The 21,401-nt window shown below is 68.9% G+C and carries 15 protein-coding genes; 11 read left to right on the top strand and 4 right to left on the bottom strand.

The window, feature by feature from the left end; all coding sequences use genetic code 11:
• Positions 1-174: 174 nt before the first annotated feature.
• On the top strand, positions 175-1,659 hold the full coding sequence (locus tag L6Q96_15855; GenBank protein ID MCK6556031.1) for a sorbosone dehydrogenase family protein: 1,485 nt from the start codon (positions 175-177) through the stop codon (positions 1,657-1,659).
• Between the two features lie 285 nt (positions 1,660-1,944).
• On the opposite strand, the gene L6Q96_15850 is transcribed toward L6Q96_15855, so the two are convergent.
• Together L6Q96_15850 and L6Q96_15845 are read right to left on the bottom strand one after the other, a co-directional pair.
• Positions 1,945-3,207 carry an MFS transporter gene (locus tag L6Q96_15850; GenBank protein ID MCK6556030.1) on the bottom strand — a complete coding sequence of 421 codons (1,263 nt, stop codon included), beginning with the start codon at positions 3,205-3,207 and terminating at the stop codon, positions 1,945-1,947.
• Positions 3,208-3,251: 44 nt separating this feature from the next.
• A complete protein-coding gene (locus tag L6Q96_15845) occupies positions 3,252-5,714 on the bottom strand; it encodes a hypothetical protein (GenBank protein MCK6556029.1) in 2,463 nt (820 codons plus the stop codon).
• 197 nt (positions 5,715-5,911) lie between these two features.
• On the opposite strand from L6Q96_15845, the gene L6Q96_15840 reads away from it, so the two are divergent.
• From L6Q96_15840 to L6Q96_15805, 8 genes are all read left to right on the top strand, one after another.
• Complete coding sequence (locus tag L6Q96_15840) at positions 5,912-7,321, top strand: hypothetical protein (protein MCK6556028.1); 1,410 nt, start codon at positions 5,912-5,914, stop codon at positions 7,319-7,321.
• The gene (locus L6Q96_15835) at positions 7,318-8,364 is read left to right on the top strand and encodes an AAA family ATPase (protein MCK6556027.1); all 1,047 of its coding nucleotides are present in this window, start codon (positions 7,318-7,320) and stop codon (positions 8,362-8,364) included. The genes L6Q96_15840 and L6Q96_15835 overlap by 4 nt, the downstream gene beginning before the upstream one ends.
• Positions 8,339-9,286, top strand: coding sequence for a DUF58 domain-containing protein (locus L6Q96_15830; GenBank protein ID MCK6556026.1), 948 nt, complete (start codon positions 8,339-8,341; stop codon positions 9,284-9,286). Before L6Q96_15835 ends, L6Q96_15830 begins: the two co-directional genes overlap by 26 nt.
• A gap of 5 nt (positions 9,287-9,291) precedes the next feature.
• The gene (locus L6Q96_15825; GenBank protein MCK6556025.1) at positions 9,292-11,160 is read left to right on the top strand and encodes a VWA domain-containing protein; all 1,869 of its coding nucleotides are present in this window, start codon (positions 9,292-9,294) and stop codon (positions 11,158-11,160) included.
• Positions 11,157-13,805 carry a VWA domain-containing protein gene (locus L6Q96_15820; GenBank protein MCK6556024.1) on the top strand — a complete coding sequence of 883 codons (2,649 nt, stop codon included), beginning with the start codon at positions 11,157-11,159 and terminating at the stop codon, positions 13,803-13,805. Before L6Q96_15825 ends, L6Q96_15820 begins: the two co-directional genes overlap by 4 nt.
• Positions 13,806-13,816: 11 nt before the next feature.
• Positions 13,817-15,106 (top strand): nickel pincer cofactor biosynthesis protein LarC, encoded by a 1,290-nt coding sequence (larC, locus tag L6Q96_15815; protein MCK6556023.1) that lies wholly within the window; start codon positions 13,817-13,819, stop codon positions 15,104-15,106.
• A 165-nt stretch (positions 15,107-15,271) separates the two neighbouring features.
• Complete coding sequence (locus L6Q96_15810) at positions 15,272-16,090, top strand: outer membrane lipoprotein-sorting protein (protein MCK6556022.1); 819 nt, start codon at positions 15,272-15,274, stop codon at positions 16,088-16,090.
• Positions 16,091-16,168: 78 nt separating this feature from the next.
• Entirely contained in the window at positions 16,169-17,914 is a 1,746-nt protein-coding gene (locus L6Q96_15805) for a glycosyltransferase family 39 protein (protein ID MCK6556021.1), read from the top strand.
• Positions 17,915-17,939: 25 nt separating this feature from the next.
• On the opposite strand, the gene gnd is transcribed toward L6Q96_15805, so the two are convergent.
• Positions 17,940-18,953 carry a decarboxylating 6-phosphogluconate dehydrogenase gene (gene gnd / locus L6Q96_15800; GenBank protein ID MCK6556020.1) on the bottom strand — a complete coding sequence of 338 codons (1,014 nt, stop codon included), beginning with the start codon at positions 18,951-18,953 and terminating at the stop codon, positions 17,940-17,942.
• Positions 18,954-18,976: 23 nt separating this feature from the next.
• The gene (locus L6Q96_15795) at positions 18,977-19,873 is read right to left on the bottom strand and encodes a polyphosphate kinase 2 family protein (protein MCK6556019.1); all 897 of its coding nucleotides are present in this window, start codon (positions 19,871-19,873) and stop codon (positions 18,977-18,979) included.
• 118 nt (positions 19,874-19,991) lie between these two features.
• On the opposite strand from L6Q96_15795, the gene L6Q96_15790 reads away from it, so the two are divergent.
• The gene (locus tag L6Q96_15790) at positions 19,992-20,312 is read left to right on the top strand and encodes a YtcA family lipoprotein (GenBank protein MCK6556018.1); all 321 of its coding nucleotides are present in this window, start codon (positions 19,992-19,994) and stop codon (positions 20,310-20,312) included.
• Positions 20,313-20,315: 3 nt separating this feature from the next.
• The gene (locus tag L6Q96_15785; GenBank protein MCK6556017.1) at positions 20,316-21,386 is read left to right on the top strand and encodes an HlyD family efflux transporter periplasmic adaptor subunit; all 1,071 of its coding nucleotides are present in this window, start codon (positions 20,316-20,318) and stop codon (positions 21,384-21,386) included.
• The last annotated feature ends 15 nt before the right edge of the window (positions 21,387-21,401 follow it).

Genomic DNA, 21,401 nt, shown 5'->3' with positions numbered 1-21,401 from the left:
CCGAACTTGCAGGGAATACGTGAACGCGCGCGGAGCGCACGTTCCACCACGCGGAATACATGAAAACGCGCGCGGAGCGCACGTTCCACCGGGGCTGACCTGCGGCGCGGCGCGTGGTAGTCGAACCGCATGATGCACGCGTGGCGGCCGCCCGGCTTCGGGTCCCGGAGCGCTGTGGCTCTGGTCGGACTGACGTGCACGATGGCCGTCGCGCAGTGCGGCTACGCCAGGCTGCCGGGCGGCCTGACCATCAACTTCCCCGGCTTCAGCGGCAATCCCATGCCCGAGTCGGAGCTGCGCCAACGCGTTGCCGTGCCCGAGGGGTTCTTCATCAACGTCTACGCCACCGGCATCGAGAACGCTCGCCTCCTGCGCTTCACGCCGGCCGGCGACCTGCTCGTCAGCTCCCCGCGCACCGGCACGGTGTGGCTCATTGGGCGCGATACCGACGGCGATGGCCTTGCCGACGGACAACGCAAGCTGCTCACCGGACTCCATCAACCGCACGGCCTCGCCCTGCACGACGGGTGGCTGTACGTCGCCGAAACCACCGCCGTCGCGCGCGTCCGCTTCGATGCCGCCGGCGGTACCGTTAGCGGCACACCCGAACGCATCGTTACCGGCCTCCCCGATGGCGGCAACCACTGGACCCGCACCGTCGACGTCGGACCCGACGGCAAGCTCTATGTCTCCGTCGGCTCGAGCTGCAACGTCTGCATAGAGGCCGATAAGCGCCGCGCCGCCATTCTCCGATACGAGGCCGACGGGAGCGGCGAGCAGATCTTCGCTACCGGGCTGCGCAATGCCGTGGACTTCGAGTGGCAACCCGGCACGGGCGCGCTCTACGCCACCGACAACGGCCGCGACCTGCTGGGCGACGACTTCCCGCCCTGCGAGTTCAACCGTGTCATCGAGGGCGGCTTCTACGGCTGGCCCTTCGCCAACGGCAACCGCATTCCCGACCCCGATCTCGGCGCCGGTCGCGAGGCCCAGATCGCCGCCTCCCTTCCCCCCGCGCACGGCTTCGCCGCCCATACCGCTCCCCTCGGCATGACCTTCTACCGCCGCCCCGCCGGCACCGCCGTAGCGGCGTTCCCACCCGAGTACGACGGTGTCGCCTTCGTCGCCCTGCACGGCTCCTGGAACCGCTCCAGGAAGATCGGTTACGAAGTGGTGGCCCTGCGTTTCGCACCGGACGGTTCCATCGGCGAGCACCCGTTCGTCACCGGATTCCTGCGCAACGATCGGGTATACGGACGTCCGGTCGACGTCGCGGTCGGCCCCGACGGCGCGCTTTACGTTTCGGACGATTTCACCGGCCAGATCTACCGCGTCGCGCACGGCACCGCGGCACGGGGAGACGCCGCGAGCGCGGTCACCCCGCACGACGATCCGCTCGCCGGCCTCGACGCAACGGCGCTCGAGCAGACCGCGGCGCGCGGTGCCGCGCTGTGGCGCGCCAACGATTGCGAGCGCTGCCATATCGTGGGTCAGGCGGCCGGCGACGCGTACAAACCGCTGCAAGCCCTCGCGGCGCGCTACACGATCGCCTCACTCGCGGCCCTGCTGCGCACGCCGCCGTCCCCGATGCCGACGAACCAGTTGACCGCGGAGCAACGTCACGACCTGGCCGTGTACCTTCTGCGCACCTACCGGTAGACGCGCCGACCTGGCGCCGCCGGGCCGGGCTGTCCTCTGTACTCGTACTCGTTCACGTACTCGTACACGGCCACTTCCTCGTAGGCGTGCAATCGCCCGTGGTTCAATTTCATCGCTGCGTGCCCCCTGTCCGTGAACGAGTACGTGTACCGCTTCGCTGAGTACGTGTACGGAGTGGAAGCCGAACGCCGAGTTTACGCGCGGGGCGCATGGAATTCAGATGGGGAGGGCGAGGCTCCCGCCGAGCCGCGATGGCCTGACGGCGGCTCGGCGGGAGCCGCGCGCTCACACCCGCCTCGACCCGCCGCCCTCTTCCGGGGGCTTCAGTCCTTGAAAACTCCGGTACAGCAGCAGGTCGTAGACGATCTTCAATCCGCCGGACAGAAAGAACGGCGCGCTGAAGAGGGCCCCCACGCTGAGGAATATCCCTGCCAGCGACGGCGATAACGCCGCCCCTACGGAGCGGGCGATACCCGTCACGCCGGCGGCGGCGGCACGTTCGTCAGGCGCTACCACCGCCATCGTGTACGACTGCCGCGTCGGCACGTCCATCTGCGAGATGCTGAAGCGCAACAGCAGCACGGCAATCGCCCATTCCAGCGTCGGCATCAACGGGACGAGCATCAGCATCACGTTCGACGGAATGTGCGTGAACACCATCGTGTTGATGAGCCCAAAGCGGGCCGCCAGCCGCCCGGCCAACAGCGCCGACACGCCGGCCAGCACGTTCGCCCCGAAAAAGATGCTGCCGATCACCCCGACGTCGACGCCGAAGCGCACGTGAAACCAGTAAGCCATCAGGCTCTGCACGATAAGTCCGCCGGCGAAGGCATCCAGAGCGAACAGAGCGCTTAACCGCATGACGACTCCGCGCGAGCGGTGCAAACCCAGCGTGCGGGCAACGTCGGGTCGACGCGCCGCCGCCGGCACTTCGATGTTCGCCGACACCAGGGCGAACAGAACCAGCAGAACGATGCCGCCACCGGCGTAGCCGATCAGCACGGCTCGGTAAGCATCCGTCGCCGGCACGCCGGCGTCCCGCAGACCCTGAGTAACCCAACCCCCGACCAGCGCCCCGAGCGCCGTCGCGAACGATCCGCAAAGCGCATACCAGGCGAATACCGTCGTCCGCCAACCGTCGGGAATCGCCTGGGTCAGGCCGGCCTGCTCAACCGGCAGGAAGGGCCCGATCTCGTTCCCCCCGGGGCTGATTACGCCGACGATCGCCGCCGCCATCAGAACCAGCGGATTCGAGGTGGCGGCAAAGACCACGCCGGCTCCGGCCATCAACAGCGCACCCAGCAAGAGCGTGCGCCGCCGGCCGAAGCGGTCGGCACTCGTCGTCAACCACAACGAAATGCCGGCATCGCCGGCCAGCGTCAACGTGAGTAACAAGCCGATCGCGCGTTCCGACAGTCCGATCTGTCCGAGGTAGAGCGCCAGTACGACCGACAGCAGGCCGTAACAGAAAACCCGCACGACGCGGGCGGCAAACAGCAGCCACACATCGCGGCGTGGGCTCTGCCGCGCAAGCCGGAACGCGGACATGGGCCCCCGGGCGGCGGCGCCATGTCCGTGTTCCATCTGCATCTTCAACGGGCCGATCTGGCCCGGCGGCGCCACCCGAGTACCGCTGCCGGCGCGAGCAGCCACAACAGCCCGGCGCCGCTCCCACCATCTCCCGATGCCGGCGTCAGGCTGCACCCGTCGTCGTCGTATTGCGACCGGCGCGTCGGCGTTCGCGTCGGCACCGACGTCCGCGTCACCGTCGCCGTTACCGTCGGTGTCGAGGTCGGCGTGAAGGCGGTACAGGTTGTCCCGCCGATGCAAGCCGCGTTACGGACGATGTCGCACTGCGGCGGGCAGCCGTCGTTACCCGGCGCTTCGCACTGGTCGCGGCCGCACTGACAACAGTCCTGCGCACCCGCGGTCGGCGTCGGGGTCGCAGTCGGCGTCGGCGTGAAGGTGGCGCAGGTGGTGTTGTCGAGGCACACCGCCTCGCGCACGATGTCGCAATCGGTTGGACAGCCCTCGGCCCCCGGCGCCTGACACCGATTGGCGCCGCACTGACAACAGTCCTGCGCACTCGCGGTCGGCGTCGGGGTCGCGGTCGGCGTCGGCGTCAACGTCCCACCCGGCGTGACCGTCACGCAAGTGATCCCCGCCTCGCACACCGCCTTGTACACGGCCTCGCAGTTCGCCGGGCAACCCGTCGCTCCCGGCGCCTCGCACAACGGACCCGGACACTGGCAGCAGTCGTCCGGCCCCGGCGTCGGCGTCGCCGTGGCGGTCGGCGTCGGCGTGAACGTCACGCAGTTGATCCCGTCCTCGCACAGCGCCGCATACACTGCCTCGCAGTTCTCCGGACAACCCGTCGCTCCCGGCGCCTCGCACAGCGGACCCGGACACTGGCAGCAATCGTCCGGTCCGGGCGTCGGCGTCGCCGTATGCGTCGGCGTCGGGGTGGGCGTCGACGTCGGCGTGAACGTCACGCAGTTGATCCCGTCCTCGCACAGCGCCGCATACACCGCCTCGCAATTCGCCGGGCAACCCGTCGCTCCCGGCGCCTCGCACAGCGGGCCCGGACACTGGCAGCAGTCGTCCGGCCCGGGCGTCGGCGTGGAGGTACGCGTCGGCGTCGGCGTCGGCGTGCCGAGCAGGGAGCAGAAACCCTCGATGCAAACGAAACCGGCGGGGCAATCCTCATCGTCGACACATGCGAACGGATTGCGGCCGATGAAGACGCTGAGCATGGAATCGGGGTTGTTGGGGGCGAGGTTGGTGGCCGTCGACGCGTAGGCGAGCGAACGACCGCCGCCGCTGAGGGCCGGCGGATCGTCCGGCACGGTGCCGTTGCCCTGCTGCCCGAGGTGGTTCACGTCGCCGAGGAAGGTAACCCCGCCGGTACGGTCGCGGACGAACACGCCGGGTTTGCCGTTGAAGTCGTTGGGCACGAGATCCGAAGCGAGCGAACCGAAGGCCACGAAGCGCCCCTCGTAATCGACCGCCGGCGGAAACGACAGGTCGTCCGCATCGCCGCCCCGGAACGACACGCTGATGCGTTCGGTCTGGCTCGCCGCCAGGTCGCGGGCAAAGACATCGACAAAACCGTTCCGGTCGTCGGGCACGAGGTTGTCGGCGTTCGACTTGAAAGCGACCAGCGTGCCGTTCTCGTTCAACGCCGGCAGGAAACTGTCGGCGTTACCCGGTTGGCCGGCGTTATTGACGCTCGCCAGCGAAACCGTGCCGCTCTGGAGAACGCACACGTAGATCTGGAAAAAGCGATTGACGGTCGCCGGCACCAGCGCCGTGTCGGCGGCGGCAAACGCAACGGCGGTGCCGTCGGCGCTCAGCGAGGGCGCGATGGCGGGTCCGTTGCGCTGGAACCCCGGACACGCACGGACAGTGGCACCGGACACCCGGTCGCGCACGTATATGTCGGCCTGACCGCTAACGGCTTCAGCCAGGAGATTGGTCGCCAGGGACTGGAAGGCGACGTAACGGCCGTCGCCGCTGGCGCTCGGAAACAGGCTCGGTCCGTTGGCCGGCGCACCGTCCGCCCCGACGCTGATCAACTCGGTAACGCCGCCGTCGCGCACACGCACGAACACGTCGGTCTGACCATTGGTGTCCGCATCGACCAGATTCGTAGCGTCCGAATAGAAAGCGACGATGTTGCCGTTGGCGCTGAGGCCCGGGGCATCGCCCTGTTTGTGGCTGGGGCCGTTGGCCTGCGCACCCGTGCCGCTCACGCTCACTCTCTCGGTGACGCCGGCATCGAGATCCCGCACAAACACGTCGCGCACCTCGTTCCGATCGCCCTGGACGAGGTTGGAGGCGTCTGAGTAAAAGGCGACTATGTTGCCGTCGAGGTTGACTGCCGGACTGTTGCTGAGCGCATTGCCGGCGCCGCCGAAGATGTTGACACTGACCAACTCCACCTGCGGAATGGCGGCTGCCGCCGCCACACACCCGAGCGCCGCCAACGCCAGCCCGATCCGGCGTCGCCTGCCGCCCCGCTCGCTGCCCGCACGCAACACCCTCCAATCGCCCATCAGAACCTCCTTCCGCACGGTACCGCCGCTCCGGGCGTGCGCTGCATCGACTAACGCAATCGGCAGGGCGCGACCGCGCCCTCCCCCAGTGTCCGCTGGTTACTACAGCCGCCGTCGCGCATCAACCCAAAACCCCCAGCGCCGATCGCAGTGTTGACCCCCTCGACCCCCTCCTCTATCTTCGCCGCACGCGCATCATGCCCGCTCCCGAAGGCCTGGCCGGCGTCGACCGGCAACTGCGTGCAGTCCGGCAGCGCGCCAATCGTTTCGTGCTTCTCGACGCCGCTTGCGCCACGGCTACCGTGCTCTCGCTGCTGGCCGCCGCGCTGACGGCCGCGGCACTGTGGGGCTCGAGCGCCATGTTTCGGCTCGCCACGGCGCTCGCCCTGGTAGGCACGGCGGCAGCCGTCGCCGCCGCCCTCGTATACGCACGTCGGCACCGGGTCGACGTCATCGCCGCGGCGCGGATCGCCGATCGCCGGGCTCGGCTCTCCGATCGGCTCACCACACTCGCCGCCTTACCCCGGGATCGCGAATCCTCGCCGCTGCTTCCGCTCCTCGTCGCCCAGACCGCGGACCTTGGCGCTCTCTGGCGGCCGGCCCGGGCATTCCCGCGCCGACTGCCGCGCGGTGCCCTCGGCTTGCTCGTGGCGCTCGGCGTTCTCGCCGGCGTCGCGCTGTGGCCGCGAGCACAGCCGCTTGCGCGCCTGCTCCAGAACCAACCCGCTACGGCACCCAATCCGCCGCCCCGGAACGTCCCGCCCCGCGACTCCCGACAGATCTCGCGGGGCCCGGAACAGGGCGACCGGTTGCGCAACGACGGATCGCGCCACACCGACACCCTGAACCGCGGCGGCGAACGGGCCGGCGGGGACGGCGCCGATCCGGGCGAGAGCGCGGCCGCGACGCAGTCGGCCGCAAGCCCGGCGCCCGATCTGCCTGACCAGCTCCGGCAGGCCATCCTTGCCGCCGTGCAAGGCGAAAGCGTCGGCCGGCCGCAATCCCTGGCGAGAGCTGTCACCAACGCCGACCACGGCGGCGCCGGCACGGAGCCGGGCACCGGCCAGCCGCAGCCCGGCAATCGGGACGGCAACGGCACATCGAGCAGCCCGCTCGACGCCCGCGCGCGTCATGGAGTCAAGGCCGGCAACGAAAGTCCCGGAGACGGCGAATCGCCGGATCGCGAACCGCAGACCGCGGGAACCCCCGGACCCGACTCCGGCACGCGACCCGCCGGGCGGACCGAGACCGGTGATGACGACGGGAAACGGGCGGGCGACGTCAAACCGGCCACCGGCGCAGCCCCGCCGGCGGGCGGTGGATCGCAGGCGGGCAGTCTGCTGGCACGGCGGCCCGAGGGCGGCACTCCCGGCGCCGGCAACGCGGCTCCGTTCAAGGTCACGATCGGGTCGTTCCTCAAGTCGATCGAGCGTAACCCGGGCATCTCGCGCGCGGCCGGCGGGCAGGCTCGCGCCGGCGCGGCCGCGCGGCCCACACCCTCACTGAGCGACACTCAGTTGGCCGACGATCTGCTGCGCAAGGCGGAAGTTCCTCCCGAATACGAGGATCTGGTCCGGCGCGTGTATTCGATTCGGGAGGAACCATGAGTACGGCACCGGCAACCGCCGCGGCACACGCGGTCCGCGACTTCACCGATACGTTTCAGCGGCTGCGCACGGAGCTGGGCCGTGTCATCGTCGGCCACGCCGACATCCTCGAACAGATCCTGATCGCATTCTTCGCCGGCGGACATGTACTCATCGAAGGCGTCCCCGGCACGGGCAAGACGCTCATCGTTCGCTCGCTCGGCGCGGCGCTGAATCTCTCTTTCAGCCGCGTCCAGTTCACCGTCGACCTGATGCCCGCCGACATCACCGGCACGCGCATGGTGGCCGAAACCGACGGCCGCCGCGACTTCGTGTTCGTCCCCGGTCCCCTGTTCGCCCACGTCGTCCTTGCCGACGAAATCAATCGCGCCACGCCGAAGACCCAGTCGGCGCTACTCGAAGCGATGGCCGAGTTGCAGGTGACCGTCGCCGGCACGACCTACCGGCTGGACCCGCCGTTCTTTGTCCTCGCGACGCTCAATCCCATCGAGATGGAGGGTACCTATCCCCTGCCCGAGGCGCAGATAGACCGCTTCCTGTTCAAGGTACTGCTCCCTTATCCCGATCATGCCGACATGCAGCGTATCCTCGATTCGACCACCGGCGAGGCGGTGGCATCGATCGCGCCGGTGTTCGCCGCCGAAGAAGCGGCCGCGCGCATCGAGGCGCTGCGCCACCTCGTGCGCGAAGTGCTGGTGGCTCCGCCGCTGGCGGAATACGCGGCGGCAATGGTGCGGGCGACACTGCCGGTGGGCTCGAAGTACGCGCCCCGCGATCGGGCCCCGACCGCAACCGACGACACGGTCAGTCGCTACGTCAGCTTCGGCTCCAGTCCGCGGGGCGGGCAGGCCCTGCTGCTCGGGGCCAAGGTTCGGGCCCTCCTCGATGGACGGGTCAACGTCGCCTACGACGACATCGACGCGGTTGCCGTTCCCGCGCTCAATCACCGGCTGGTGCTCAACTTCGCGGCGGTGACCGATGCCATCGATCCAATTACCCTGGTCGAGCGGGTCGTCCATGCCACCCGACGGCTACGGCGCTGAAGTCTCGCCGCTCGCCGCCGCGCTCGCCGTGGCGAATGCGCCGGAGTTCCTCCGCAAGCTCGACCGCCTGCGCTTGCGGGTGCGGCACTCGTTGAGCACGCGCCCCGGCAACACCCCGATGCCACGCGGGGCCCAGGGCTACGGTCTCGAGCTCGAAAGCCACAAGACCTACGCCGCCGGAGACGACCTGCGTCACCTCGACTGGAACGCTTACGGCCGTCTCGACCAGCTTCTGATCAAGACCTTCCGCGCCGAACGCGAGGCGCCGCTGCACGTGTTCGTCGACACTTCGGCATCGATGCACTTTCCGCCCGCGGACAACAAGATCGGCTTCGCCGCCGCACTGGCCGCCTGCCTGACCTACGTCAGCGTGCGCAACCACGACCCGGCGCGCATCGTCGCGCTCGGCGGCACACTTCCCGCCGGCTTCGTCGCGTCACCGTTCGTCCGCCACCGCACCGGCCTCGAACGGCTGCGCGATTTTCTGCTCGAGCTGCGCCCCGCCGGCGACACGGCGCTCGCCGACGGTATTGCCGCCGCGCTGCGCGGGCGCGGAACCCCCGGGGTCGCCGTGGTCGTATCGGACTTCCTCGTCCCGGCCCCTCTCTACGAGTCGGCTCTCGGGCTGCTGGCCGGCCGGCGATTCACGGTCGCCGCCGTGCGCGTTCTCGGTCCGGGCGAGCGCGATCCGGTGCGATTGTTCCGGCGCGCCGAACTCGTTGACGCGGAGACGGGCGCGCGCCGATTCGTCACCCTCGGACCGGCCAACCTCACCCGCTACCAGGCCGCGCTGCGCGACCACCTTGGCGGACTCGAAGCCTTCTGTCGCCGTTCCGGGGTGATGCTGGCGGTGGTGGACCCGGCCGCGGGTATCGACCGGGCGCTGTTCGAGGACCTGCCCGGGCTGGGGCTGGTGCACTGACTGCGATGTTCGCGCTCGCCGAGCCGCTGGCTCTGCTCCTTGCCGGACTGTACGGCCTGCTCGTGCTGTACCACATGTGGGAGCGGCGCCGCCGCCGGCTTGTGGTACCGTCGCTCCTGCTCTGGCAGGCCGTCAGCGAGGACGTCATTCGGGCGCGGCGCTTTCGACCCGATCTGTTGTTCGTGGTTCAGGCACTGGCGTTGGCCGCGCTCATTCTCGGCCTGGCGAGGCCGTACCGGCCCGGGCTCGCCGAGAGCGAACCGACCGGCCGCCGCATCTTCGTACTCGACACCTCCGCGAGCATGCAGAGCCGCGAGGGCCGACAGACGCGATTCGAAAGCGCCCGGGCCGCCGCAACCGAGCGTCTCGCGGGCCTGCCCGGCGATACCGAGGTTATGCTCCTGGCGGCCGACAACGGCCCGCGGGTCGTCGTCGACTTCACCCGCGATCGTGCGGCCGTCCGGGCCGCCCTGACGTCGCTGCAACCGGTCGACCTCGGCGGCGATCTGACGCTGACGCTGGCGTTCGCCGATGCCGTCCGGCAGCGCACCGACCTGCCCACCGCCATCGACGTCTTCACCGATGTGGCGCGGGCGAGCATCCCGGCCACGATGCGCGACCGGGTGACGCTCCACCAGAGCGGAGAGACCGACGCCAACCTGGCGATCACCGGTATCCAGGTTTTCCAGGGCCGTTTTCAGGACCCCGCGGCAGCGCGGGCGACGATTCAAGTGCAGAACTTCGCGCCCGACGACGGCCACGGCGTGCTCACCATCGAGCTGGGGGGCACGGTGCTGAACCGAACCGGTTTCACGCTGCCCGGCCGCGGCGCGCGCAGCTTCCTTTTCGATCGTCTGCCGAACGCCGGCCCGCTGCTCGCGCGGCTGGAAACCGACGACGCCCTCGCCGTCGATAACGCCGCCTTCGCCTGGGTCGCACCGGTCCGCCCCCTGCATGTCCTCCTCGTCTCCGACGATGCGGCGCTGGCACGAGAGCTGCGCGAGCTGGCCGGCGCCGTCTCCGGCCTCGTCGTGAGCACAACCGACCCGCAGGCCTTCGACCCGGCGCGACCGGGCGACGCCGACGTCGTCGTCCTGCACGGCCTCGCGCCGAACCCGCCGTTAGACGTCAACGCCCTCTACGTGTTCCCGCACGCCGACAGCGCGCTGTTCCCCGCCACCGCCGAGGTCGAGGACGTCGAGGTCATCGACTGGGACGACACGCATCCCGCCCTGCGGGGGCTGCGGCCGCTTGCCGCAATGCCCCTGCGGCGCGGCCGCATGGTCGACGCGCCGCCGTGGATGCGGCCCATCGTCCGGTCGCGGGCGGCAGCGGGCGAATTCCCGCTGGTGCTCGCCGGGGAACGCGACGGCCACCGCGTCGCCTGCATTACGTTCGACCTCGGCGCCGAGGGGCTGCTGCGCACGGACCGCGTCAACCTGCTTCTCCTGACAATCAACATCCTGGGCTGGCTGGCGCCTGGCGCCGACGAGACGTTCGTGGTCCGCACCGGCGAGACGGCGGACCTCGGCCGTTTCCCGACCGACACCGTCACCGTGGACGGACCGCAGGGCGCGACCCGCACGATCCCGGGCCCGCAGGTCGCATTCGAGCCGGTACTGGCGGGGGCGTACCGCGTGCGTTCCGACGGCGTCAGTCGTCTGGTACTGGCGAACTTCCTCGACCCGACGGAATCCGACATCGGTCGTGCCGGACGCGACGCTTCGTCCGAGCTCCCGGCGGCGGCGCCTCGTTCGACCGCCGACCGCCGATCGCGGCCGCCGTCGGTGTCCGCAGCGCAGCCGTGGCTCTACGCGGCGGCCCTCGTGCTGCTCGTGGTGGAATGGGCGTTGTGGACGCGGAGGCCGGCATGACCCCCGAGCTTGGCCTGCGTTACTTGCTCGCGCACCCGGAAGCGCTGGGTCTAACGGTGCGGCAACCGGCCGCCATGGCAGCTCTGATTGCGGTCGTCGTCGTGCTGCTTCTCGGTCGCCGCCGCTCCGGGTGGGCCGCAGCCACGGCGCTGCGCGCCGCCGCCTGTGCGCTAATCGTGTTGGCTTTGGCCGGCCTTGCCCTCAGCGTCAGGGTGCCCACGGACCGTCTATCGCTGATCGTTGCCGTCGACGTTTCCGCGAGCATCGATGCCGGGGGGCGCGCGTGGCAGCGGAGCTATCTCGATCGGCTCGCGAGCGCCCTGGCCCCGGGAGACGAGTTGGGAGTCGTCGTCTTCGGACGCGAGGCCGCCGTCGTGCAGCCGCCCGGAACCGCGCGCACGATACGCTGGCCGGCGACCCCGGTAACGACGACGGCGACGGACATCCAGCGCGGCCTCGAGACCGCGATCGCACTGCTGCCTGCCGACGCGGAGCGCCGGGTGCTGCTCTTGACTGATGGCAACGAGACGCGCGGGAACGGTCTCGCCACGGTGGTCCGCGCCCGCCGGGCGGGGATCGCCGTGTACGCGGCCGTCCCCCCCGCCGCAGCCGGCGTCGACGTCGCCGTCGAGAAGCTGACGACACCGCCGCTGGTCGCCGCGGAGAGCGTTTTTCCCATCCGTCTCACCGTGCGCAATCGCGGGCCGCTCGTCGAGGCCCCGCTGCGGTTGCACATCGACGGGTCGCTTATCGGCACCGACGCGGTAACCCTGCAACCGGGCCTTAACGCGATCGAGATCCCGTACCGCCTTACCGGCGCCGGATCGCACCGCCTGCGCGCCGAGGTCAACGCACCCGGCGATACCGTCGCCGGCAACGATTACCGCGAGACACCGGTAACGATCGGCGCCAGAGTCGGCATACTGTCGATCGGTCGGCGTTCGCACTCGCCGCTCGCCGCGGCTCTCGAGCGCAAAGGCGTCGCGGTCACGACCATGGCGCCCGAGCACTTCCCGCGCCGCCTCGGCGATTTGCTGGCGCACCACTGCGTCCTGCTGGAAGACGTCTCCGCCGCGCGCCTCGATCCCGCCGCCCTGCAACTGCTGGAACGGTACGTACGGGACTACGGGGGCGGGCTGGTGGTGGCGGCCGGCGACCGCACCTTCGGCGATCCGGGATTTCGCCAGACTGCCTTGCAGCGTCTGCTCCCGGTCACACTCGAGCCCCGCCGCCCACCGCGGGCCGAACGCGCGCCGGTATCCCTCTTCCTCGTCGTCGACCGCTCCAACAGCATGGGCTACCACGTCACCGAACGCACCCAGCGCAGCGAGGACAGCTCGAAGCTGGCATACGCGCGCCGCGCCGCTCTGGCAGTCGTCGGCCAGCTCAAAGACAGCGATCTCATCGGCGTCATCGCCTTCGACTCCCGCCCGTACGACATCGCCGCGCTAAAGCCGCTGCGCGACAACCGTCTGCTACTCGAGCGTGATATTCCGCGCCTGCAACCGGGCGGGGGCACGGACTTCTACGACGCTCTCGAGTCGGCGCGCGCCCAACTCGTTGCCGCGCGGGCTCAGACCGCGCACGTCATCCTGCTTACGGACGGCGACACCAACCGCGCCGCGGGCGATCACGACGCGCTCGTGGCGGCGCTCGCCAAAGCCGGGATCAGCGTGACCGCGATCCGTATCGGCGACGACACGGTCAACCTCGAGTTGCTGGAAACGATGGCGACGCGCACGGGCGGCGCCTTTTACCACGTCGAAAACGCCGAGTCGCTGCCGGAGCTCATGTTGCGCGACGCCAGTCAGGCGGTCGAACGCGCGCCGCGACGGGAGATCGCTTTCGTCCCGCGTCCCGGCGACGCCACCCAGGCGCTGCGCGGCCTGCCGCTGCGCGCACTTCCCGACGTCGGCGGCTACGCCTACACGCGCGCCAAACCGGGTGCCGATCTGCTGCTGTATGTCGCCGGCGCGCCGGACCGGCGGGATCCGCTTCTCGCCGCCTGGCAGTTCGGTCTCGGCCGCGTCGTCGCCTTCACGGCCAGCCTCGAGAACGACGCCGACACGTGGGTCGGCTGGGACGGCTTCGGGAAGTTCTGGTCGCAGGTGGTGCGATGGACCCTGCGCGATCAACTGCCGTGGGCGTATGCGCTCGACGTCGACCGGCGCGACGGCCAGAGCCGGCTGCACGTGCGTTCCTTCGGCGATACCGACGGCGCCGTGCTGACGGCACGGTTGCTCGCCGGCGACGACCCCGTCGACGTTACACTCGCGCCGACGGCCCCGCGCGAATTAGCCGGGTTGCTCCCCGCCCTGCCGGCCGGACACTATCCCGTGACGGTAATCAGACGCGACCGGGAACAGAACGTAACGCAACGCACCGAGCTGGTATGGATCCCCGGCCGGGACGCCGACCCGCAGGAGGAATACCGCGCCGACCAGCCCGATCGTCAACGGCTCGCGCAGCTCACCACCGCCACCGGCGGCCAGGTCGACCCGCCGCTCGAACAGCTCGTCGGCCGCACACTGGGCACCCGCACGGCGCACTTCCCGCTCGACTGGCTGGCGATTCCTCTGGCGCTCGTGTTGTTTCTGTGCGACCTCGGCCTGCGGTACGTGCGCGGCGCGCAGCCAGGGCCGTAAGGAGCGTGAGGATGCGGGTTCTCTATCTCGATACGATCGCCGGAATCAGCGGCGACATGACCGTCGGGGCGCTGCTGGCACTGGGGCTGCCGCTCCGGCACCTGCGCGGGGAACTCGCCCGCCTGTCGATCGGGGACTACACGCTGTCGGCTACCCGGCGCAACGTCAACGGCATCGTCGCCACGAAGTTCAACGTGCGGGTCGGCGCCGTCACGGAGGGAGACTCGGGCGGAGGCAGAGGCAAGGGCAGGGGCAGAGGCTCGGGCGAGGACGGAGGCAAGGGGGCGTCGGCGGGGCATCGCGATCACGGGCATGAACACGGGCACGAGCATCGGCCCTACCGGGTCATTCGCGATCTCGTTCGACGGGGCGGGCTCGACCCTGCCGTACGCGACACGGCGCTGGCCGTCTTTGCGCGGCTCGCCGCGGCGGAGGCGAAGGTCCACGGGGTGTCGACCGACGCGGTCACCTTCCACGAGGTAGGGGCGGTGGATTCCATCGTCGACATCGTCGGTTGCGCGATCGGCATGCACTGGTTCGGTATCGAGCGCGTATACGCGTCGCCGTTACCGATGGGCAGCGGAACGGTGCTCAGCGAGCACGGGCCGCTGCCGGTCCCGGCCCCGGCGACCGTCGAGCTGCTGCGCGGGTTTCCGGTACGGGTTGGGGAGGGGACCACGGAGCTGGTGACACCCACGGGTGCGGCGATCGTGGCCGCGCTGGCGACCCCGGACCCGGTACCCGCGCTGCGCATCGCGGGCATCGGCTACGGGGCCGGGCAGCGCACCCTGTCCGACCGGCCAAATGTGCTGCGGACGATTCTCGGCGAGACCGAAGCCGACACCGTCCACGAGCGCCTCGCGGTTATCGAGACCAACATCGACGACCTCAATCCCGAATTCTACGAGCACATAATCGAGCGGCTCTTCGAAGCCGGCGCGCGCGACGTTTACCTGGCGCCGGTACACATGAAGAAGAACCGTCCCGGCATCGTATTGAGCGTCCTGTGCGGGGACGCCGAGCGCGCCGCGCTGACGGCGATCGTGCTTGGCGAGACCTCGAGCCTGGGGGTGCGCGTGCACACGGTCGAGCGGATTGCCGTACCGCGCGAGATTCGCACCGTCGATACGCCCTACGGGCGGGTCCGGGTGAAGGTTGCGACGGCCCACGACGGAACGGAGCACGCCGCACCCGAGTACGAGGACTGCCGTCACCTCGCCCGCGCGCGCGGCGTGCCGCTGAAGCGCGTCTATCAGGCCGCCCTGTTGAGTTCACTGGCCGAACCCGGGCGGGGCGCGTAAGGCGCGAGGGTCGCGAGCCGGCAACCCATGGTTCGACCGAGCGCGCGCTGGAAAGGACGGGCGCTCCCGCCGCGCGGCGGAGACCCCGGGCCGCTTTCCTTGTTGACCCTTTGCCCCGGCTCTGGCATTGGCTCACGGCGGCACGGAAAAGAGAAAGGGAGGGGTATGAAGCGATTCGCTACCGCAACGATTGCTGCAGTGGGGCTGGTCGTATCGACGGTCGCGGCGCAGCAACTGCCCGCCGCGGGCGGCATCGTCCAGCAGCTCAAGGGCGCCATGGAACCGGCAAAGCCGAGCTTGCGCACGCTTAACATGACGCTGAGCGATCTCGGGGAAACGGTACGCTTCACGGGCATTCAGGCTCGCAAGCAACTGCCCACCGGCAACTACATGCTCATCGTCATGACCGCGCCCGACGCCATTGCCGGCACGGCCATGCTCCTGCAGGAGCCCACCGCTCCCGGCCAGGGCGGGACCCTCTGGACATACGCGCCGACCATCGGGCGGGTACGCAAGATGCTTCCGATCCAGGGCTACGATAATTTTCTCGACAGCGATTTCACCTTCGCCGACCTGGGCTTCGTTCGTTTACACAAGAACTACACGACGATGAGCGCGGAGACGCTGAACGGCGCGAAAACCTGGAAGATCGCCGAGACGATTCCCCAGGAACAGTACTACTACTCCAAAGTCGTCACCTGGGTATCGGCGGACAACTACCTGCCGGTCAAACGCGAGTACTACGACCCGGCGGGCCAACTCTGGAAGGCGGAGGCGTTCGACACCGTCACGACGATCGAGGGCATTCCCACCGTGCTCCACGTGCGTATGAAAGACGTCATGATGAACACCGCCAGCGACTTGAAAATCACCGACGTCGATTACGATTCCGCCATTCCCGACGCCCTGTTCGACTGGAAGCAATTGCCGAAGGTCCTCGACAACCCGGCCCTGAAGCCATTACTCGGCGCGCAGAATCGTTAAGACGGGACCGAAAGACCGTTGTCCCCGGGGGGCGCGGGTATTTCAGCATCCAGTAGAACGATGGGCCATTCGGGTCCAATGGCGGGCACGCGAGCCGCGGAGATCGGCGCCGCCGACGCCGCGGGGAGCGCGGCGCGGTCGATTTCGACGCTCGTCGTCGGGTTGGCGCTCTGCCTCGGGCTGACCGCCGCACTCGGCCTGTACCAACTGGGCGACAACCCGCTGCTCGAAGGCGAGGCGCGCTACGCCCTCATCGGTCGCGAAATGCTCGTCAGCGGCGATTGGGTGCAACCCCGACTGAACGACGTCCGCTACTACGAAAAGCCGCCGTTGCTGTACTGGGCGATCGCGGTAGCACAGGATGCCTTCGGATCGAACGAACTGGCGTCTAGACTGCCGGGAGTGCTGTCGCACATGGGCACGGTGGCCGTGGTCTATCTCATCGCCCTCGCCCTGGTGGGTCGGGGCGCCGCCCTGCGCGCCGGTCTCATGTACGCCACCGCGATCGGGCCTTTCGTCTTTGCGCGCGCCGTCTTTCCGGATGCTCCGTTGACGTTCTTTCTCAGTCTAACGCTGCTCGGGCTGGTTCTCACCGCCGGTGGCCGGCGGCCGTGGGCGGGACCGCTGCTCGTTTACGGCGGCGCCGCCCTTGCGGGTTTGACCAAAGGGCTGCTGGGCATCGCCGTGCCGTTCAGCGTGATCGTGCTTTACACGGCCGCGGGCGACCGGACGCTGCTGCGGCGGCTCCGCCCGGGCATGGGCCTGGCTATCTTCGCGCTCGTCTTCCTGCCCTGGCACGCGACGCTGGCGTGGCGCGACCCGTCATTCGTTTCCTTCTACCTGCTCAACGAGCACCTCTACAGGTTCCTCAACATTCGCGAACCGATCGACTACACGCCGATTTCGGTGGTCGGCTTCTGGGCGGCAACGTTCTTCTGGTTACTGCCGTGGTCGTTGTTCCTGCCGTCGGCACTGGCGCGGGGGCGGGCCGCCTTGCGGCCGCTGACCATTCCGCTCTTGTGGGCGGGCTTTGTGATGGGCTTTTTCACGCTCGCGCAGTCGCGGCTGGAGAAGTACGGCCTGCCCGCGTTGCCGGCGCTGGCGGTAGTGGTGGCTGCATGGTGGCCGGAGCGTGTGACTGGACGGGGGCGGCTCTGGTCGCTGATCTTCCCCGCCGCGGGACTAATCGCTCTCGGTGTCCTGTTTGTCGCCGTGGCGTATGTACTGCCGGTGCAGGGTGGCGCCCTGACCGCCCTGGTCTCCCAGCTCGACGGCTACTACCGCGAGCACCCCGACGACGCCCTGCTCTTCGCGCGACAGGCAACCGACCTGGCGCGCCCCTTCGCCTTCCTGTTGCTGGGCGTCGGCGCGGTCGCACTGGCCGCCGCCTGGAAGCGGCGCCCGTGGACGGCCTTTGCGGCCTGGGCGGTGGGCTTCACTCTGGTCCTGCCTTTCGTCAGTCGCGGCACGCAACTACTCGGCGACGACCGTTCCCAACGGACGGCGATGGAGGTGGTGCGCACGCACTGGGTTGCCGATGCGCGGCTGATCGTGGATGGCATTTACGAACAGACGATGAGCCTGAGCTTCTATGCCGACCGTCCGGTCACCGTACTCGAAGAAGGCGAGCACGCCGACCTGCTGTTCGGCCGCCGTCAGGGCGACGCGCCCGAGCTGTTCATGACGCAGGCCGAGCTGACCGAACAGTGGAACGCCGCAACCCGGATCTTTCTGGTCAGCGCCCCGGACAGGTATCCGCCCGGGGCAACCGTGCTGTTCCGGCGGCCCACGTTTGCCGTCGTCACCAACCACCGGCTCGACTGACCCTCGAGCGAGCGGCGGCGGCCGCCTACCTGGGTTTTTCCAGGTGTCCGCCGAACTCGTAGCGCATCGCCGACAGGAGTTTGTTGGCGAAGTCGGCCTCGCCGCGCGAAGTGAAGCGCTCGTACAGCGCGGTGGTCAGTACGGGGGCCGGCGCGCCTTCGTCGATGGCCGCAAGTATCGTCCAGCGGCCCTCGCCGGAGTCGGAGACTCGACCGGCAAACCCCTCGAGCTGCGGGTCTCTGGTCAGCGCGATCGCCGTGAGGTCGAGCAACCAGGAGGCGATGACACTCCCCCGTCGCCACACTTCGGCAATGTCCCGCAGGTTGAGATCGTAGCGGTAATGTTCCGGATTGCGCAGAGGGGTCGTCTCGGCGTCGACGACCCGGCCCTGCTTGCCGACATTGGCGTGGCGCAGGATGTTGACGCCCTCGGCGTACGCGGCCATGAGGCCGTATTCGATGCCGTTGTGAACCATCTTCACGAAGTGCCCGGCTCCCGACGGTCCGCAATGCAGGTACCCCTCTTCGGCGGTGCCGCCGATCCCGTCGCGGCCCGGGGTGCGGTCGATGCTGCCGCGCCCGGGTGCCAGGCTTTTGAAGATCGGGTCGAGGCGCCGCACTGCCGCGTCATCGCCTCCGATCATCATGCAGTAGCCGCGTTCGAGTCCCCAGACGCCGCCGCTGGTGCCGACATCCACGTAGTGAAGGCCGCGTCCGGTCAATTCCTCCGCGCGGCGGATGTCGTCAATGTAATAGGAATTGCCGCCGTCAATCAGCACGTCGTCGGGTTGCAGCCGCGAGCCCAGCTCGCCGACCATCGCATCGACGGCGGCCGCAGGTACCATCAGCCACACGGCCCGCGGCGGCTTCAGTTTCGCGACGAGGTCGTTCAAAGAGGTGGCGCCCACGGCGCCTTCCTTCACCTGCGCCTGCACGGCGTCCGCGTGTGTGTCGTAGACCACGCACTGGTGCCCGTCCTTCAACAACCGCCGCACCATGTTGGCGCCCATGCGGCCCAAGCCGATCATGCCGATTTGCATGTGCAATTCTCCTTTCGTCGCGCTCAGTTCGAGTTGCCGTTTTTGTCCAGCAGGGCGCGCGCCCTCGCCAGCTCCTTCCGCTTGGCCGCGTCGACCTTGGGGAACTTGAGGTCGAGCTCCTCCAGAGCGTCGATCACTGCCGCCGCCACGACGAGGCGCGCAAACCACTTGTTGTTCGCCGGCACGACGTACCACGGCGCATGTTCCGTGGCGGTATTGCGAATGGCGTCCTCGTACGCGGCCATGTAGTCCTTCCAGCGTTCCCGCTCGCGCACGTCCGACTCGGAGAACTTCCATTGCTTGTGCGGGTCGTCGATACGTTCCACGAAGCGCTTCTTCTGTTCCCGTTTCGAGATGTGCAGGAAGAACTTGCGGATGACGGTGCCGTTGCGCGCGAGGTAGCGTTCAAAGGCATTGATGTCCTCAAAGCGTTGCTCCCATATGTTCGCGGTCACCAGCGGCGGCGGCAGTTTCTGGCGCGCGACGATCTCGGGGTGCACGCGGGTAACGAGCACCTCTTCGTAATAAGAGCGGTTGAATATGCCGATCCGCCCGCGCTCCGGAAGGCAGATCGTCGTCCGCCACATGAAGTCGTGATCGAGGTCGAGGGCCGACGGCTGTTTGAAGGAATACACCTCGCAGCCCTGCGGGTTAACGCCGGACATGACGTGCTTGATCGTGCCGTCCTTGCCGGCCGCATCCATGGCCTGGAAGATCAGCAGAACCGACCAGCGATCCTGGGCGTAGAGTTTCTCCTGCAGCTCGGCGAGTAGGGCAATGCCCCGTTCGAGGTATTGCTTCGAGTCGCCCTTGGCGTCCGGCGGCAGTCCGCCGATGTCGTCCGGATCGACGTCCTTCAGCCGGAACCGTTTGCCCTTCGCAATCCTGTAGGGTTTGGAGAATCGCGCTGCGACGCTCATTTGTCCTCCTTGGTCGACAGTTGCAGTGTACACGGCATCGAGACTCTTCGCACATGCGCGACAGGAGATCGCAGCGGAGACGTGACAAGCGCCGCATACTTTCATAGGCTGCGGGCGCATGGTGGGCTCGACGCCGGCGCCGACAGGCGCCCCGCAATCGAAGTCGCCGCCACCGGCGCGCCGGGTGGCGATCGCGCACACGGCCGCAGCCGCGCTCCTCCTGCCGGTGGGGAGCTGCGATCCGGTCATCAACGTTTACGGATCGTTCTTCCCGGCCTGGATCGTCTGCCTGCTGTTCGGAATCGTCCTGACGGTCGTGGCGCGCCTGGCGTTGGCGATCGTCGGGCTCGAGCGGCACATGGCGCCGCTGCTGCTCGTCTACCCGAGCCTGACCGTTCTGTTCACCTGCCTCACGTGGTTACTGCTGTTTCGGACCTGACCCATGGCGGCGGCGGACGACCCCATCTGGCAGCAACGGCTCGCACGGCTACTCAGCCTGGTTATCGTTGTCGCCGCCGTAGCGGTGGCCGGGTACGTGACGTTGCGAACCTACCGTCGTCCGCGCACCGACGATGCGGCGGTGCGCGCCAACATCGTCGGCATCGCGCCGCACGTGAGCGGACCCATCGTCGAGCTGCCGATCGTCGACAACCAGGATGTCCCCGAAGGGGCGCTGCTGTTCCTCGTCGACCCGCGGCCCTACGAAGCGGCACTGGCGCAGGCAAAGGCGGAGCTGTTGCTGGCGCAGGCGGAGATCGATGCGATCGGGAACGCCGTGGCGGCGGCGCGGGCCGAGGTGGAGCGCCTCGAAGCCGAGGCGACTTATTCGGGGGATCACGTGCGGCGTCTCGAACCGCTGGTGCCGCAGCAGTTCGTGACCCGCGACCGTTTCGAGGAGGCGCAAACGCGGCAGCGGGCAGCGACGGCCGCCGTCGAGAAAGCGCGCCAGGAGCTGGCGCGGCAGGAGAGCCTGCTCGCGCAGTTCGGCGAGCTGAACGCGCGGCGCGCCGCGGCCGAGGCGGCGGTGTGGAACGCGGAGCTGAACGTCGGCTACTGCCGCGTCGTGGCGCCGTTCCCGGCCCGCGTCACCAATCTCAACCTCTCGCGCGGCGAGTACGCCGTGGCGGGCAGGCAGGTGTTCGCGCTCGTCGACACCCGTCACTGGTACGTGCTCGCCAATTTTCAGGAGACCTACCTCGAGTCGATCCGCCCCGGCATGCCGGTCGAGGTGTTCCTGCTCAGCTATCCCGGCCATCGGGTGCGCGGCTGGGTGCAGGGGGTCGCCTGGGCGATATCGCCGCTCGACGGCGGCAACGTCGGCGTGCTGCCAAAGGTAGACCCGACGCTCAACTGGGTGCGGCTCGCGAACCGCATACCGGTGCGGGTCGAGCTCGAGCCGCCGACACCGGAACGGCCGTACCGCATGGGCATGACGGCCGTGGTTACCGTCGTCGGCGACTCCGATAACCGCGGCGACGCGGCCAGCCACCCGGTGGCGGCCGCCGGCTCCTGAGCGTGCCCCCGCCAA

This window comes from Candidatus Binatia bacterium, from assembly GCA_023150935.1.
Classification (GTDB): domain Bacteria; phylum Desulfobacterota; class Binatia; order HRBIN30; family HRBIN30; genus JAKLJW01.
The sequence above is the reverse complement of the archived record's forward strand: the minus strand, read 5'-3'. Positions and strand labels throughout refer to the sequence as shown.